This is a genomic window from Ralstonia sp. 22086 (assembly GCF_052045975.1).
GTDB lineage: Bacteria > Pseudomonadota > Gammaproteobacteria > Burkholderiales > Burkholderiaceae > Ralstonia > Ralstonia wenshanensis.
Map to the genome: position 1 here is coordinate 827,131 of NZ_JBQEPZ010000003.1, position 15,816 is coordinate 842,946.

At 65.4% G+C, this 15,816-nt stretch carries 13 protein-coding genes; 2 read left to right on the forward strand and 11 right to left on the reverse strand.

All coding sequences use genetic code 11. From position 1 onward, the window contains the following. Positions 1 to 8 precede the first annotated feature (8 nt). From murG to coq7, 11 genes are all read right to left on the reverse strand, one after another. Positions 9 to 1,109, reverse strand: a complete 1,101-nt coding sequence (murG, locus tag ACTJK6_RS17045; RefSeq protein WP_440839607.1) for an undecaprenyldiphospho-muramoylpentapeptide beta-N-acetylglucosaminyltransferase — start codon at positions 1,107 to 1,109, stop codon at positions 9 to 11. Further along, positions 1,106 to 2,347: a putative lipid II flippase FtsW gene (gene ftsW / locus ACTJK6_RS17050; RefSeq protein WP_232041084.1), complete on the reverse strand. Its 1,242-nt coding sequence runs from the start codon at positions 2,345 to 2,347 to the stop codon at positions 1,106 to 1,108. The genes murG and ftsW overlap by 4 nt, the downstream gene beginning before the upstream one ends. Beyond that, positions 2,344 to 3,843 (reverse strand): UDP-N-acetylmuramoyl-L-alanine--D-glutamate ligase, encoded by a 1,500-nt coding sequence (gene murD, locus ACTJK6_RS17055; protein ID WP_440839629.1) that lies wholly within the window; start codon positions 3,841 to 3,843, stop codon positions 2,344 to 2,346. The genes ftsW and murD overlap by 4 nt, the downstream gene beginning before the upstream one ends. A gap of 146 nt (positions 3,844 to 3,989) precedes the next feature. After that, positions 3,990 to 5,159, reverse strand: coding sequence for a phospho-N-acetylmuramoyl-pentapeptide-transferase (mraY, locus tag ACTJK6_RS17060; protein WP_232041085.1), 1,170 nt, complete (start codon positions 5,157 to 5,159; stop codon positions 3,990 to 3,992). Positions 5,160 to 5,174: 15 nt separating this feature from the next. Next, on the reverse strand, positions 5,175 to 6,611 hold the full coding sequence (locus ACTJK6_RS17065; protein WP_440839608.1) for a UDP-N-acetylmuramoyl-tripeptide--D-alanyl-D-alanine ligase: 1,437 nt from the start codon (positions 6,609 to 6,611) through the stop codon (positions 5,175 to 5,177). After that, on the reverse strand, positions 6,608 to 8,152 hold the full coding sequence (locus tag ACTJK6_RS17070; protein WP_440839609.1) for a UDP-N-acetylmuramoyl-L-alanyl-D-glutamate--2,6-diaminopimelate ligase: 1,545 nt from the start codon (positions 8,150 to 8,152) through the stop codon (positions 6,608 to 6,610). The genes ACTJK6_RS17065 and ACTJK6_RS17070 overlap by 4 nt, the downstream gene beginning before the upstream one ends. Further along, complete coding sequence (locus ACTJK6_RS17075; RefSeq protein WP_232041088.1) at positions 8,149 to 9,936, reverse strand: peptidoglycan D,D-transpeptidase FtsI family protein; 1,788 nt, start codon at positions 9,934 to 9,936, stop codon at positions 8,149 to 8,151. The genes ACTJK6_RS17070 and ACTJK6_RS17075 overlap by 4 nt, the downstream gene beginning before the upstream one ends. Continuing rightward, positions 9,933 to 10,277: a cell division protein FtsL gene (gene ftsL, locus ACTJK6_RS17080; RefSeq protein ID WP_440839610.1), complete on the reverse strand. Its 345-nt coding sequence runs from the start codon at positions 10,275 to 10,277 to the stop codon at positions 9,933 to 9,935. Before ftsL ends, ACTJK6_RS17075 begins: the two co-directional genes overlap by 4 nt. Positions 10,278 to 10,294: 17 nt before the next feature. Next, on the reverse strand, positions 10,295 to 11,254 hold the full coding sequence (gene rsmH / locus ACTJK6_RS17085) for a 16S rRNA (cytosine(1402)-N(4))-methyltransferase RsmH (protein ID WP_112183567.1): 960 nt from the start codon (positions 11,252 to 11,254) through the stop codon (positions 10,295 to 10,297). Positions 11,255 to 11,263: 9 nt separating this feature from the next. Then, positions 11,264 to 11,692 (reverse strand): division/cell wall cluster transcriptional repressor MraZ, encoded by a 429-nt coding sequence (gene mraZ / locus ACTJK6_RS17090; RefSeq protein WP_024979191.1) that lies wholly within the window; start codon positions 11,690 to 11,692, stop codon positions 11,264 to 11,266. Between the two features lie 393 nt (positions 11,693 to 12,085). After that, the gene (gene coq7 / locus ACTJK6_RS17095) at positions 12,086 to 12,736 is read right to left on the reverse strand and encodes a 2-polyprenyl-3-methyl-6-methoxy-1,4-benzoquinone monooxygenase (RefSeq protein WP_316871842.1); all 651 of its coding nucleotides are present in this window, start codon (positions 12,734 to 12,736) and stop codon (positions 12,086 to 12,088) included. A 379-nt stretch (positions 12,737 to 13,115) separates the two neighbouring features. On the opposite strand from coq7, the gene ACTJK6_RS17100 reads away from it, so the two are divergent. After that, the gene (locus ACTJK6_RS17100) at positions 13,116 to 14,297 is read left to right on the forward strand and encodes a porin (protein ID WP_232041092.1); all 1,182 of its coding nucleotides are present in this window, start codon (positions 13,116 to 13,118) and stop codon (positions 14,295 to 14,297) included. Positions 14,298 to 14,483: 186 nt separating this feature from the next. Then, positions 14,484 to 15,800, forward strand: a complete 1,317-nt coding sequence (locus tag ACTJK6_RS17105; RefSeq protein ID WP_232041093.1) for an MFS transporter — start codon at positions 14,484 to 14,486, stop codon at positions 15,798 to 15,800. Positions 15,801 to 15,816 lie beyond the last annotated feature (16 nt).

A 15,816-nucleotide genomic window follows, 5' to 3' on the forward strand; every position in this document is an offset into this window, starting at 1 on the left:
TCGATTCCCTATGCCCGTGCCACCGCTACACACACGTCGGCGACACGCTCGGCCGCTTCGGGCCGTGCCTGCTCACGTGCTTTAGCCGCCATATCGGCCAATTGCGCACGCGTCAGGGACGCGAGTGTATCTGCCAGCGATGCCGGACCCAGTTCCTGCTGCGGCACCAACAGCGCTGCGCCGCGCTCGGAGAGGAAGCGCGCGTTGGTGGTCTGGTGATCGTCCACGGCATGCGGGAACGGCACGAACAGCGCCGCGACACCCGCCGCGGCCACTTCTGAAACGGTCATTGCCCCCGCGCGGCAGATCACGAGATCGGCGTGCGCATACGCAGCCGCCATGTCGTCGATGAAGGGCACGGGCTGCGCGTGGCCATCGTCAATGCCGGCGGCGGCATAGTTGGCGCGCAGCGTGTCGATCTGCTTGGCGCCGGCCTGGTGAATGACGATCGGGCGCGTATCGGCCGGCAGCAACGCCAGCGCCTTGGGCACCACGTCGTTGAGGGCCGCGGCGCCAAGGCTACCGCCCACGACCAGCACGCGCAGCGGGCCGGTTCGCTCGGCATAGCGCGCTTGCGGCGAAGCCAGCATGGCCAGGTCAGCGCGGATCGGGTTGCCAACCCACTCGGCGCCAGACAGCGCATTCGGAAACGCGCACAGCACGCGATCGGCCACGCGCGCGAGCACGCGGTTGGCCAGACCTGCGATGGAATTCTGTTCGTGCAGCACCAGCGGGCGCCCCAGCAGCGCGCTCATCATGCCGCCCGGGAACGTGATATAGCCGCCCATGCCCAGCACCACGTTCGGACGCACACGGCGGACCACGCCAAGGCTCTGCCAGAACGCGCGCAGCAGATTGAGCGGCAGCAGAAACTTGGTGACGAGGCCCTTGCCGCGCAAACCACCAAACTGCACCGACTCCAGCGGAAAGCCGTGCTTGGGTACGAGTTGGCCCTCCATGCCATTGGCGTTACCAAGCCACACCACCCTCCAGCCGCGCCCGGCCAGCAGCTTGGCCACCGACAGCGCGGGGAAGATGTGACCGCCCGTACCGCCGGCCATGACGAGGAGCGTGCGCGGCGCCAGATCGGCCGAAACGCGTGCCGTCATACCTTGCCCCCACGCATCAGCACGCGGTTTTCATAGTCGATACGCAGCAACAGCGCGAGCGCCACGCAGTTCATCAGGATGCCCGAGCCACCGTAGCTGACCATCGGCAGCGTCAGACCTTTGGTCGGCAGCAGACCGAGGTTCACACCCATGTTGATGAAGGCCTGCCAGCCGAGCCAGATACCCAGGCCCTTTGCGACCAGGCCGGCAAACGTGCGGTCTAGCTGCAGCGCGGTACGGCCGATCTCGAACGAGCGGCGCACCATCCAGTAGAACAGCAGGATCACGATCAGCACGCCGACAAAGCCCAGCTCCTCGCCGATGACGGCCAGGATGAAGTCGGTATGCGCCTCGGGCAGGTAATGCAGCTTCTCGATGCTGCCGCCCAGACCAACGCCGGTCCACTCGCCACGGCCGAAGGCGATGAGCGAGTGCGTGAGCTGGTACGCCTTGCCTTGCGCGTATTCCTCTTGCCACGGGTTGAGGTACGCGAAGATCCGCTCACGCCGCCAGGGCGACGCCACGATCAGCAGCGAGAAGGTCGAAATTGCCGTCAGCACCAGTCCGCCGAACAGCTTGCCGTTCACGCCACCCAGGAACAGGATGCCCATGGCCACGGCCGCGATCACCAGGAACGCGCCCATGTCCGGCTCCAACAGCAGCAGCGAGCCGACAAACGCCACGGCCACGCCCATCGGCAGGAAGCCCTTGCGCACGCTCTGCATCCAGTCCTGCTTGCGCACGGTGTAGTTGGCGGCGTACAGCACCACCGCCAGCTTCATCAGTTCGGACGGCTGGAAGTTCATGACGCCCAGCGGCAGCCAGCGCCGCGCGCCGTTCACGCCCTTGCCCACGTGCGGCACGAGCACGATCACCAACAGCACCAGCGCGATGATGAAAAGCTTCGGCGCGTACTTGTCCCAGAACTTGACCGGAATCTGGAATGCGACGATCGCGCCGATGAGCCCGATCACCAGCGAGAAAATGTGGCGAATCAGGAAGTGCCCGTTGCTGTAGTTGGCGTACTTGGGCGAATCGGGCAACGCGATCGACGCCGAATACACCATCACCAGCCCGAGGCCGAGCAGCACGATCGCCACCCACATCAGCGGCTGGTCGTACTCCATCATCTTGGAGCGCGTGGGCTTGACGCCCGAAACCGCATCGCGCAGACCCTCCCACGCATTGCCGATGGTCGCGCCGATGAAGCCGCTGCGCTTGATCTGGGTGTCGCTCATAGGAGGACTCCTCGGTCTGCCGCCAATGCGGCCACGGCCTCGTGGAACACCTGGGCGCGGTGTTCGTAGTTGCGGAACATGTCAAAGCTGGCACACGCTGGCGACAACAGCACGGCATCGCCGGGTTGAGCGAGCGCCGCGGCTTCTCGCACCGCAGCTTCCAGCGTCGGGGCATCGACCAGCGTGACGCCGGTATTCGCCAGCGCTTCGCGAATCAGCGGCGCATCGCGGCCGATGAGCACGACGGCACGCGCGTATTGCCCGACCGGCTCGGCCAGCGGCGAGAAGTCCTGACCCTTGCCGTCGCCACCTGCGATGAGCACAACATGCTTGGACAAGCCCGAAAGCGCAGCCACCGTCGCCCCGACGTTGGTGCCCTTGCTGTCGTCGAAGAATTCGATGTCGTCAAACGCGGCGATCAGCTCGACGCGGTGTGGCTCGCCGGCGTAGTCGCGCAGGCCGTGCAGCAGCGCGCTCACGGGCAGGCCGATCGCGCGGCACAGTGCCAGCGCAGCCATCGCGTTGGTCGCGTTGTGCAAGCCGCGGATGCGCAGTGCATCAGCTGGCATCAGGCGCTTGAGGCGCACCGGCACCGGCGCGGCGGGCGCGGTGTCACCCTTCTTGCGGCGCGTGGGCTTGGGCAGATCGTCCTCGTCGGTTTCGGCCAATACGATCCAGGGCATGCCGCCATCGCGCAGCAAGCCGAGCGCATCAGGCGTGCCCGGCTCGTCGATGCCGAACGTGACATCGCGACCGGTCTTGCTGGCGAATGCCATCACGCCGGCGTCCTGACGATTCAGCACCCGCACGGTGTTGCCGCCGAAAATGCGGCCCTTGGCTGCGGCATAGGCGTCCATCGTGCCGTGCCAGTCGAGGTGGTCCTGCGTGATGTTCAGGACGGTGGCGGCGTCTGCGTCCAGCGTATGCGTGGTTTCGAGCTGAAAACTCGACAGCTCAAGCACCCACACGTCGGGCAGCGTGTCGGCATCCACGCATTCGCTCAGCTTGTCCAGGGCCGATGGGCTGATGTTGCCTGCCACGCCGACGGTCTTGCCGGCGCGCTCCACCAAGGCACCCGTGAGCGCCGTAGTGGTGGTCTTGCCGTTGGTCCCGGTGATGGCCAGCACGCGGGGCGCATAGCCTTGCGCGGCCTTGAGACCCGCCAGCGCGCGCGCAAACAATTCGATCTCACCCCACACCGGCACGCTGTGCGCATTGGCGGCGCTCAGCAGCGCAGCGACGTTGGCATCCAGCGGTGACAGGCCCGGGCTGATCGCCACCAACGTCACACCGTCCAGCAGAGACACGGCGAACGGGCCGCCCACGAATTCGGCGTCCGGCACATGCGCGCGCAGCGCCGGTAGGTTGGCCGGGGCCTCGCGCGTATCAGCCACGCGCACTTGGGCGCCGTGACGGGCGCACCAGCGCGCCATTGCCAGCCCGGATTCACCGAGGCCGAGCACCAGCACCACCGGCGCGTCGAAGTCGCCGAACATGCGCGGCTCCTGCGCGGTTTCAGCAGCGGGCATCGGCTCGGCGGAATCGAGCGTCGCGATCACGGCGTCCACGGCGGCTTCAGGCTGCGTGGCGGCCACGTCGTCGTCCGGGTTGATGGATTCGGTCACGTCGGTCATGTCCGTGCTCACCGCAGCTTCAGGGTCGACAGGCCGATCAGCACCAGCATCATGGTGATGACCCAGAAGCGCACGACCACTTGCGTTTCCTTCCAGCCGGAGAGCTCGAAATGGTGATGCAGCGGCGCCATGCGGAACAGGCGCCGGCCTTCGCCATAACGTTTCTTGGTGAATTTGAACCACGTGACCTGCAGCATCACGGAGACGGTTTCGGCCACGAAGATGCCGCCCATGATGAAGAGCACGATTTCCTGGCGCACGATCACGGCGATGGTGCCCAGCGCACCGCCCAACGCCAGCGCGCCGACGTCTCCCATGAACACCTGGGCCGGATGCGCGTTGAACCACAGGAAGGCGAGCCCCGCCCCGGCCATCGCCGAGCAGAAGATCAGCAGCTCGCCCGCTCCCGGAATGTGCGGGAACAGCAGGTACTTGCTGTAGACGGCACTGCCCATCACGTAGGCAAACACGCCCAGCGCGCTGCCCACCAGCACGACCGGCATGATGACGAGGCCATCAAGGCCGTCGGTCAGGTTCACCGCATTGCTGGAACCAACGATCACGAGGTACGTCAGGATGATGAAACCGAATACGCCCAGCGGGTAGCTGATCTCTTTGAAGAACGGCACGATCAGGTGCGACTTGGCCGGCAGGTTGAGTGACAGGCCGCTGCGCACCCAATCCATGAACAGCTCGAGCACGCGAATGTTGCTTGTCTCCGATACCGAGAACGCCAGGTATGCCGCTGCAAAGAGGCCGATCACGGTCTGCCAGAAGAACTTCTCGCGCGAAGACATGCCTTTCGGATCACGGTGCACGACCTTGCGGTAGTCATCCACCCAGCCGATCGCGCCATAACCGAGCGTGACCAGGAGCACGATCCAGATAAAGCGGTTGCCCCAGTCGGCCCACAGCAGCGTCGACACGGCAATGCCGATGAGCACCAGCACACCACCCATGGTGGGCGTGCCGGCCTTGACCAGATGCGTCTGCGGACCATAGCTGCGCACAGCCTGGCCGACTTTCAGTTCCGTCAGGCGACGGATCACAAACGGCCCGAACCCGAGGCCGATCACCAGCGCCGTGAGCGATGCCATCACGGCGCGGAACGTCAGATAGTTGAAGACGCGCAGGAAGCCGTAATCGTTCTGCAACCATTGCGCCAATGCCAATAACATGGGTTCTTGCTTCCCTTAATGCTGCTGTTGTGTGCTGGAACCGGTCGGCAAATCCGCTACCGGGTCTTTCAAGACCAGCGCTTCCACAATGCGTTCCATCCGCATGAAGCGCGATCCCTTCACCAATACCGTCGCGGCCGGCGCAATGGCGGGCACGCCGTGTTCAATCAAATCCTCTGCCGACGCAAAATGCTGGGCGCCCGCGCCGAATGCGTCGACCGTGTGGCGCGCAAGCTCGCCGGTTGCCAGCACCGCGTCGATGCCGTGCGTGCGCGCATAGGCGCCGATTTCTTCGTGGAATGCCGGACCCTGCGAGCCAACTTCGCCCATGTCGCCCAACACCAAGCATCGCGGCGCCGGCAGCGTGACGAGCGCGTCGATCGCTGCCCGCATCGAATCGGGGTTCGCGTTGTACGTGTCGTCGATGACAAGGCCGCCGTGTCTGCCCTGCTTGCGCTGCAACCGCCCCTTGACCGGAGCAAAGTTGCCGAGCGCTTGCGCAATCACCTCCGGGGCAACGCCCGCAGCCAGCGCGCATGCCGTCGCAGCCAGCGCATTGCGCGCGTTGTGCAAACCCAGCAACGGCAAGGTGATGACGAAGCGCTGGCCTGGGGCCTGCACATCGATGCGTTGCCCGTCGGCAGTGTCCACCACCGTGCCGGTCACAGCCCCGGCCTCGATACCGAAATCGAGCACGCGGCGCGCACCGGCCGCTGCTTGCCACACCGGCGCATATTCGCCACCGTTGGCCGCATCACGCGGAAACACCGCCACGCCATCGACCGGCAACGCGGCCAGCACAGCGGCGTGTTCTTCAGCCACCGCTTCCACGCTCACCATGAATTCCTGGTGCTCGCGCTGGGCGTTGTTGATCATCGCGACGGTGGGCTGGGCAATGGCGGCCAGTACGGCCGTCTCGCCCGGGTGGTTCATGCCCAGTTCGAGCACGGCCAACTTGTGTTGCGCATTCAGGCGGAACAGCGTGAGCGGCAGGCCGATGTCGTTGTTGAAGTTGCCGGCGGTCGCCAGGCGGGCGTCTTCACCCACGGCCTGCGCGAAGATCGCCGAGATCATTTCCTTGACCGTCGTCTTGCCGTTGCTGCCGGTCACGGCGACGACCGGAATCGGGAACTGACGGCGCCACCCGGCCGCGAGTTGGCCGAGCCCGACACGCGTATCGGCAACGGTCAGCACAGCCACTTTGGTCACGTCCAGCGTGGCGGCCGGTGCGCGCGACACCAGCACGGCGGACGCGCCACGCGCCACCACCTCGGGCAGGAAATCGTGCGCATCGAAACGCTCGCCGATCAGCGCGACGAACAGGTCGCCGGGCTGCACTGCGCGGCTGTCGGTTGTCACGCGCAGGATGGCCGAGTCGGGGCCCGCCAGATGGGCGCCCGCCATCCAGGCAGCGGCGTCGGTGGCGTGCATCATCACGGTCGGGGCGATCATGCGTTCACCCCGCGGGCTGCAAGCGCAAGACGCACATGCTCCTGATCGGAGAACGGCCGCTTGCGACCCGCAATTTCCTGCGTCGATTCATGCCCCTTGCCGGCCACGACGATCACGTCATGCGCATCGGCGTGCCGCACGGCATGCAGGATGGCGGCCGCGCGGTCTTCGATCTGGGTGGCGGCACGCGGGTTGTCCATGCCGTCGGCGATCTCGTCGAGGATGTGCTGCGGATCTTCGCTGCGCGGGTTGTCGGAGGTCAGCACAACGTGCGGCGCCAGGCGCTCGGCGATAGCGCCCATCTGCGGACGCTTGCCGGGGTCGCGGTCACCGCCGCAGCCGAACACGGCCCACAGTTTCCCGCCGCGCGCCTCGGTAATCGGCGCGAGTGCGCGCAGCGTCTGCTCCAGCGCGTCCGGCGTGTGGGCGTAATCCACCACCACCAACGGACCGTCTTCGCCGCCGAAACGCTCCATACGGCCGCTCACGGGTTGCAGTTTTTCCAGGCGTGCGATGGCGTCCTGCCACGGCACGCCGGCCGCCAGCAGTGCGCCCAGCACACCGAGCAAATTCGATACGTTGAACAAACCCACCGTAGGCGCATGGACGGTCGCGTGGCCAAAGCTGCCATCTACGTCGAATGTCGTGCCGGTGCGGTGCGCGCGCACGTTGCTGGCGCGCAGCCATTGCTTGGCACCGTGCTGCGCCGCGGCTTCGCCGTCGATGCCGTATTCGATGGTTTCGACATCGGCGCGGGCGTTCTGCAGCAAGCGCACACCGGCGGCGTCGTCGCGGTTGATGACCGCGGCGCGCAGGCCCGGCCAGCCGAACAGGCGCGCCTTGGCGAGTTCGTACTCGGCCATCGTGCCGTGGTAGTCGAGGTGATCCTGCGTCAGGTTGGTGAACACCGCGATATCAAAGCAAGTGCCATCGACGCGGCCTTGCTCAAGGCCGTGCGACGAGACTTCCATGGCGATGGCGCGGGCACCCTCACGGTGCAGATCGGCGAGGCTGCGCTGGAGCTGGATGGCGTCCGGCGTGGTAAAGCCGGTAATGGCCAGCGCATCGACAAACCCGGTGCCAAGCGTACCCACCACTGCGCAACGCTGGCCGTGTTTGGTCAGCGCCTGCGCGATCCATTGCGAGCACGATGTCTTGCCGTTGGTACCCGTCACGCCAATCACACGCAATGCGTCCGGGCCGGGCACGCCGTACCACTGCGCGGCCAGCGGCCCGGCCAGTTCAGCCAGGCCGTCCACCGGCAGGATGCGCACGGGCGCGTCGGCGGGCATTGCGTAACCATGGGCTTCGGCCAGCACGGCGGAAGCGCCAGCCTCGATGGCTTGCGGAATATGCGGACGGCCATCGCCACGCTGGCGCACATTGCCGAGCACGTAGGCGACGAACACATCGCCGGTCTTGAGCTTGCGCGTGTCGCTGGTGAGGTCGGCACCTGCCGGCGCCTGGGCGCGCAGCCAATCCACCACGGGCGCAAGACGCGCGGCGATGGTCGGGCGGTCAGAAGTGGGCTTGGCTGTCATTGCAAGCCCCCCACCGGCTCTTCCGGCACGTCCGGCGTCATCACGAGCTGGCGCACCGGCGAATCCGGCGGCACGTTCAATGCCCGCAGGGTGCCGCCCACGATTTGAGAGAACACGGGGCCGGCCGCGCCGCCGCCATAGCGGTTACCCACGGTCGGCTCGTCCACGCTCACCGCCACGATGATGCGCGGGTTCGACATGGGCGCCAGACCAATGAACGAGGCGCGATACTTGGAGCGGTCATAGCCGCGCCCGGTGTGCTTCCACGCCGTGCCGGTCTTGCCGCCGACGCGGTAGCCCATCACCTGGGCCTGCGGTGCGGTGCCGCCGGGCGCCGTCACCGTCTCGAGCATTTGGCGGACCTGCCGTGCCACCTCCGGCGAGATCACGCGCTCGCCCTGCGGCGGCTGGCCGTCGGTGCGGTACATCGTGATCGGAATCAGCTCGCCATCGTGCGCGAAGATGGTGTACGCATGCGCAATCTGGAACAACGACACCGACAGGCCGTAGCCATATGACATGGTCGCCTGCTCGATGCGACGCCATTTGTTTGCCGGGCGCAGCCGCCCAGCCACCGCGCCCGGGAAGCCGATCTTCGGCGCCTGCCCCAAGCCAACGCTGGTGAACATGTCCCACATTTCCTGCGGCTTGAGCATCATCGCGATCTTGGTCGTACCGATGTTGCTGGAGTGCTGGATCACCTGGGCGACCGTCAACGTGCCGTAGTTGCCGGTATCGGAAATGGTCGCGCCTTCAAAGCTGTATTTGCCGTTGGTCTGCACCAGCGTGGTCGGCGTCACGCGCTTGAGCTGCAGGGCCAGGCTGATCGTGATCGGCTTCATCATCGAGCCTGGCTCGAAGGTGTCGGTCAGCACGCGGTTGCGCAGTTGCTCGCCCGAGAGGCGGCTGCGGTCGTTCGGGTTGTAGGTCGGGTAGTTGGCGAGCGCCAGCACTTCGCCGGTCTGGGCATCCAGCACGATCGCACTGGCGGCCTTTGCGCGGGTACGCTCGATGGCGGCCTTCAATTCGTTGAAGGTCAGGTACTGGATCTTGGCGTCGATCGACAGCGTTTGGTCATGCCCATCACGCGGGGCCTTGAGCACGCCAACGTCTTCCACAACGCGGCCCAACCGATCCTTGATCACCTGACGCTGGCCGGCGGCACCCGCGAGGTCGGACTCACGCGCCAGCTCCATGCCTTCCTGGCCTTTGTCCTCGACGTTGGTGAACCCGACGATGTGCGCCATCGCCTCGCCTTCCGGGTAGAAACGCTTGTACTCACGCGTCTGATAGATGCCTTCGATCTTCAGCGCGGCGATCTGATCGGCTACCTCGGGCAGCACCTGGCGCTTGAGATACACGAAGCCCTTGTCTTCGCCCAGCTTGCCCGAAAGCTCCTTATCGCTCATGCCGAGCAGCTTGGCGAGCTTCTTCATGTCTTCGCCAGGCACGTTGTTGGGCACGTCTTCGGGCACGGCCCAGATAGCCTTCACCGGCAGGCTCGTGGCCAGCACCAGGCCATTGCGATCGAGAATCTTGCCGCGCGTGGCCGGCAACTCCAGCGTGCGCTGGAAGCGCTTCTTGCCCTCGGCCTCATAAAAGCGGTTGCCAGGGCCTTGAATCCACAGCGCGCGGCCGATCAGCGCCAGGAACGCCGCGAACATCAGGAACACAACCAGCTTCGAGCGCCACATCGGCAGGCGCAGGCCCAGCACCGGGCTGGCGGAAAACTGGCCCGGACGCGCCCGCGCCGTGGTGCCGTTGGACTTGCGTGCGCCACTCATGGCTGTACTCCGGAAGCCGTGGGTGCGCTGGCCGCCGCCGAGGAAGCCCCGAAGGCTCCCCCTGCTGCCGGCAAATCGGCAAACCCCTGCAGATACTGCGTGCGCCCCGCCTGCGCGGGCGACATCTTCAATTGCTTGCTCGCGATATCGGCAATGCGAGCGCTCTTGCCCAGCGCGCTCTGCTCATATTGCAGACGCGACCAGTCGGTGTTGAGTTGCTTCTCGTCCGCCTGCGCGCGATCCAGCTCGACAAACAGCTGTCGCGCCTGATGCTGTGCGTTGACCAGCGACAAGGCGCACAGCACCAGCGCGGTCAGCAGGAACATGTTCAGGCGGTTCATGGAGGCGGCCCCGTCGGTCAGCAGCGTTCGGCCACGCGCATGATGGCCGAGCGCGCACGCGGGTTGGCCGACACCTCGGCCTCCGACGGCTTCACGCGGCCAAGCAGGCGCAACTGCGGCGCCGGCAGCTCATGCGCACGCAGCGGCGCCCGACGCAGTTCCGGCGCGGCGGATTGCTCCGGGCGCGCCAGGGCCTGCATGAAGCGCTTGACGATACGGTCTTCCAGCGAATGGAAGCTGATCACGACGAGACGTCCCCCCTGCTCCAGGCGTTCAAAGGCGGCCTTCAGACCGGTTTCGAGGTCCGCAAGCTCTTGATTGACGTGAATCCGTAAAGCTTGAAAGGTGCGGGTCGCAGGGTCTTGACCCTTCTCGCGTGTTTTGACGGCTTGCGCCACGAGCGCGGCAAGCTCGGATGTGCGATCGAGAGGACCTCGATCCCCGGATTGGCCCCGGCGAGCAACAATCGCCTTTGCAATCTGTACAGCAAACCGTTCTTCCCCATAGTCCCGTATCACCCTCGCAATGTCGCGCTCATCAGCCTCGGCCAGCCATTGGGCTGCGGTGATGCCGCGCGTGGTGTCCATCCGCATGTCGAGCGGGCCATCCATCCGGAACGAGAAGCCACGTGCGCCTTCGTCGATCTGCGGCGAGCTGATGCCGAGATCGAGCAGCACGCCGGCCACCCGTTCAATGCCGCGCGCATCCAGGGCCGAGGCCATCTGCGCGAAGCTGTCATGCTCAATAGCGAAGCGGGCATCCTCTACGGTGCCCGCTTCGGTGATTGCTGCTGGGTCCTTGTCGAAGGCGACAAGTCTGCCGCCGGGCCCCAGCCGTTCCAGGATGAGCCGGCTGTGCCCGCCTCTCCCGAAGGTTCCATCGATATAGATGCCGTCGTCGCGCCAGATGAGCGCATCGACCGCTTCGTCTAAGAGCACCGTCTGATGGCGCAGTCCCGTACTGGCTTGGGTTGTCATCGCGCGTCATCAAAAGGAGAAATTCTTGAGGGCGTCGGGCATGCCTTGCGCCATGGCGGCTTGCTCCTTCGCGGTGTACGTGGCGGCGTCCCAGACTTCGAAGTGGCTGCCCATGCCGAGCAGCATCACGTCACGTTCAAGGGAGGCAGCCGTGCGCAGTTCTGGGGTGATGAGGACGCGGCCGGCGGTATCGAGTTCGACATCGGCGGCGCTGCCCAGGAAGATCCGTTTCCACCAGTGGGCTTCCATCGGCAGCGCAGCGATGCGCTCGCGAAAGCGTTCCCACTCGGGGCGCGGAAACAGCATGAGGCAACCGTCCGGGTGCTTGGTCACAGTCACCCGGCCCTCGGCCTGCAGCTGGAGCGCTTCGCGGTGCCGCGACGGAATGGACATCCGCCCTTTGGCATCCAGCGTCAGCGCCGACGCACCCTGGAACACGTTGGTTTCTCTCTCCGTGCGGCGACTTGATCGCCACTTACCTTGCCGTCAACTGGCCCCGAAAACGGCCTCTTTGAACCACAAAACTACACTTTCTGACACTGTTTCCCACTTTAGAGGAACGACTTTAGACGGTCAAGGCTTGCGGAGGCCTGGGAGACGGAAAATTTGCAATCAGAACAATGACTTAGCGCACCCCGCCAGAGGCGCCACCTCACTTTTCCCAATCAAATGAAGGAGATAGCGTGGTTTATGTAGAAACCACGTGAGAGAACGACAAGCGGCCAGCGCCCCGGTTCGAGGCGCAGACCGCAGGCGGCAGAGGTCGGGCGAATGGAGGAGCGTGCGCCGTGTCGGCGGGCCGATCGACCCGCGCGACACGCGACACGCCCATCAGATGCGGTAGGCGGCGGTGGTCATGACGCGTGACGCGGCACGCATGGCTTGGCGGATCGGCGCAGGCAGATCAATGCCACCGGCTTGGCGCGCGTTGTCGCCGTGGCGGATTTCGTCGTCGCGCATCTGAGCGACGATGGCGCGCGACCGGGTGTCCTGCTCGGGCAATGTATCGAGATGGCCGTCGAGGTGATGCTCGACCTGGCGCTCGGTCTCGGCGACGAAGCCAAGGCTGATCTTGTCGCCGAGGCGTCCGGCCACCGCGCCGATGGCGAAAGCGCCGGCATACCACAGCGGATTAAGCAGGCTCGGGCGGTCGTTCAATTCCTGAAGGCGCTGGGCGCACCAGGCGAGGTGGTCTTCTTCTTCGCGTGCGGCTTCGTCGAGCTGAGCGCGGATGGCGGGGTCCCGGGCAAATAGCGCTTGCCCCTGATACAGAGCCTGGGCGCAAACCTCGCCGACATGATTCACGCGCATCAGGCCGGCTGCATGGCGGCGGTCGGCCTCGGAAAGCTTGGTCGCGCTGTCGGCCTTATCCGCGGAGGTGGCCACGATAACGGCGTCAGCAGGGTTCGGTCGGCTGGCGCGGGTGACGCCTGCCACAGCGCGCAAGGCGCGGTCGAATTCGGGGATGAAGCGGTCGAACATGATTGCGGGCGCCGCCGGCAATGGCGTGCGGCGCGATCGTCATTGTAAGGCCGACACCGCGCGGGACATTGCGTCCGGTCAGAACCCGGCCGACCAAACACTACTGTACGGGATAACCCTGTTGGCGCGCGGATCGCATCTAAAACCGCAAGGAATCGAGCCTGCCTATCGCCGATCTATTTCAAATTTGGAAACAGCCTGTTGCCGGGATCAGACAGCAAACGCGCGTTTACGAACATTCGTTCGCAAATTTCGACCGAGCCCAGTACCGCGTTGCTACATTAGTCAGCGACTTCGTTTGAAAGTCATGGGGCGGGAAGACGAGAACGGAGGGTCTGCCTGCCACTGAACTCAAAATTAAAGATCTGGAGACCGACCGATGAAGAAATCGCTGCTGGCATTGGCAGTGCTGGGCACGTTTGCGGGTGTTGCGCAGGCTCAGTCGAGTGTGACGCTGTACGGCGTGGTCGACGCGAACGTCGAATACGTCAACCATGAGCAGGCCGTGACTGCGGCGGGGGTTGCCATTCCGGGCAGCAGCGGATCGCGCCTTGCGATGCAGGCGGGCGGCCTGTCTTCCAACCGCTGGGGCTTGCGCGGCGTTGAAGACATCGGCGGCGGCCTCAAGGGCCTGTTCGTGCTGGAATCGGGCTTCGGCATGGACACCGGCACGCTGCAGCAAGGTGGCCGTCTGTTCGGCCGGCAGGCGTTTGTGGGCCTGCAGGGCAACTGGGGCAAGATCACGCTGGGTCGTCAGTACACGACGATCTTCGACATGATGGCGAACTTCTCGCCGAGCGGTTACGCCACGCAGTGGGAGCCGGTGGTCGGCCTGCTGGGTGCGAACTTCCGCGAAGACAACATGATCAAGTACGGCGCTGCATTCGGGCCGCTGACGGTCGAAGCCCACTGGGCGTTCGGCGAGCGCACGGGCAGCACCACGGCCAACTCGGCCTACGGCGCCGGGGCGAACTACTTCGCTGGCCCGTTTGGCGTGGGCATCGCGTATGACGAAGTGAAGGTGCTGACGGCCGCAGAAGCCCTGGGCCTGTCGGGCGGCAACGAATATGCCCGGGACAAGCGCGCTGCCATTGCAGCGAGCTACACCACGGGCCCCGTCAAGGTGATGGCAGGCTTCCGCTATGGCAACACGGAAGCGCCCTCCAGCGGCGCCACGGCAGCACTGACGCCGCACCGCGACGACCTCTACTGGCTGGGCGTGAACTACCAGGCCACCCCGGCACTGGGCCTGACGCTGTCGTACTACTACGACAACATCAAGGAAGCGACCATCGGCGGCGCCACGATCAACCCGCGCAACCCGCAGCAGTGGAACTTCATTGCCGATTACAACTTCTCGAAGCGCACCGACGTGTACCTGACGGCAGCGTATTCGCGCAATGGTTCGCTGAACTGGGATTCGATCGGCTACGTGACGAACCCGGCAACGGGTGCACAGACGTCGGTGGGTTATCTGCCCGCAGCATCGCAGACGTACTTCATTACGCCGAACTCGGAAAACCAGGTCGGTGTGGCAGTGGGTGTGCGCCACAAGTTCTGACGCACGCTTTGGTTTTTGCCCGCCGCCCCTCTCCTTGGCGGGCGCAGAAAGGCACCTTCGGGTGCCTTTTTGCATGGCCGCACGCTATGCTCCTGCGATCAAGCGCGCCGCCGGCCAGCAGAACATCGGCACGACAACGAGCGGCAATTCATAACGACAACAACGCCAACCTAACCGGAGACCCGCATGTCCTCTTCGACTTCTCCAACCATGGCGCCCGCCGCCCCCGGCGCGGCCGCCGACGCCAGCCGCTCGCGCATCGTCTTTGCGAGTTTCATCGGCACGGCCATCGAGTTCTACGATTTCTATGTCTACGCGACAGCCGCGGCACTGGTCATCGGCCCGGTGTTCTTTCCGCATGGCTCTGCTGCGGCACAAGCGCTCTCGGCGTTCGTCACATTCGGCATCGCGTTCATTGCGCGGCCGATCGGCTCGTTCCTGTTCGGCCACTTTGGCGATCGCATCGGGCGCAAGTCCACGCTGGTGGCCTCACTGCTGGTCATGGGTATTTCCACCACGCTGATCGGGCTGGTGCCGGGGTACGACAGCATCGGCACCCTTGCACCGATCCTGCTGTGCGTGCTGCGCTTTGGCCAGGGCATTGGCCTGGGTGGTGAATGGGGCGGCGCGGCCCTGCTGGCTACCGAGAACGCGCCGGCGGGCAAACGTGCCTGGTTCGGCATGTTTCCTCAGCTCGGCCCGTCGGTCGGATTCCTGGCATCGAACGGCCTCTTCTTCGGACTGGCGATCGCACTATCGGACGAGCAGTTCCGCAGCTGGGGCTGGCGCGTACCCTTCCTGGTAAGCGCAGTACTCGTGGCGCTGGGCCTGTATGTGCGATTGAAGATCGCCGAGACCCCGGCCTTCCAAGCCGCCATCGACCGGCAGGAGCGCGTGAAGGTGCCGGTCGCCACACTGCTGGCGCACCACTGGTGGCCGACGCTGCTGGGCGCGCTGGCCATGGTGGTCTGCTACACGCTGTTCTATATCTCGACGGTGTTTTCGCTGTCGTACGGCGTGAGCACGCTGCATTTCTCGCGCCCGAGCTTCCTGGGATTGCTGTGCCTGGCGGTGGTCTTCATGGGGCTGGCGACGCCGCTGTCAGCGTGGGCGTCGGACCGCTTCGGGCGCAAGCCGGTGCTGATCGTCGGCATCATCGCGGCCATCCTGTCGGGCTTTACGATGGCGCCGCTGCTGGGTAGTGGCCAAACGCCGCTGGTAGCGCTGTTCCTCATCATCGAGCTGTTCCTGATGGGCGTGACCTTCGCGCCGATGGGCGCACTGCTGCCGGAGTTGTTCCCAACCAACGTGCGCTACACCGGCGCCGGCGTGTCGTACAACCTGGGCGGCATTCTGGGCGCGTCGATTGCGCCGTATATCGCGCAGAAGCTGGCCGAGCAAGGCGGCCTGAGCTGGGTAGGCATGTATGTGTCGGCGGCCGCGGTGGTCAGCCTGATCGGCGTGCTCTGCATGCGCGAGACGCGCGATACCCGGCTGATGTAAGGGGCCGTGCCTATCG

Excerpts from the sequence above, each read along its gene's own strand:
- ftsW (WP_232041084.1), bottom strand. The coding sequence starts at position 2,347 with ATGAGCGACACCCAGATCAAGCGCAGCGGCTTCATCGGCGCGACCATC.
- ACTJK6_RS17075 (WP_232041088.1), bottom strand. The coding sequence starts at position 9,936 with ATGAGTGGCGCACGCAAGTCCAACGGCACCACGGCGCGGGCGCGTCCG.
- murG (WP_440839607.1), bottom strand. The coding sequence starts at position 1,109 with ATGACGGCACGCGTTTCGGCCGATCTGGCGCCGCGCACGCTCCTCGTC.
- ACTJK6_RS17105 (WP_232041093.1), top strand. The coding sequence starts at position 14,484 with ATGTCCTCTTCGACTTCTCCAACCATGGCGCCCGCCGCCCCCGGCGCG.
- mraY (WP_232041085.1), bottom strand. The coding sequence starts at position 5,159 with ATGTTATTGGCATTGGCGCAATGGTTGCAGAACGATTACGGCTTCCTG.
- coq7 (WP_316871842.1), bottom strand. The coding sequence starts at position 12,736 with ATGTTCGACCGCTTCATCCCCGAATTCGACCGCGCCTTGCGCGCTGTG.
- murD (WP_440839629.1), bottom strand. The coding sequence starts at position 3,843 with ATGTTCGGCGACTTCGACGCGCCGGTGGTGCTGGTGCTCGGCCTCGGT.
- ftsL (WP_440839610.1), bottom strand. The coding sequence starts at position 10,277 with ATGAACCGCCTGAACATGTTCCTGCTGACCGCGCTGGTGCTGTGCGCC.
- ACTJK6_RS17065 (WP_440839608.1), bottom strand. The coding sequence starts at position 6,611 with ATGATCGCCCCGACCGTGATGATGCACGCCACCGACGCCGCTGCCTGG.
- rsmH (WP_112183567.1), bottom strand. The coding sequence starts at position 11,254 with ATGACAACCCAAGCCAGTACGGGACTGCGCCATCAGACGGTGCTCTTA.
- ACTJK6_RS17100 (WP_232041092.1), top strand. The coding sequence starts at position 13,116 with ATGAAGAAATCGCTGCTGGCATTGGCAGTGCTGGGCACGTTTGCGGGT.
- ACTJK6_RS17070 (WP_440839609.1), bottom strand. The coding sequence starts at position 8,152 with ATGACAGCCAAGCCCACTTCTGACCGCCCGACCATCGCCGCGCGTCTT.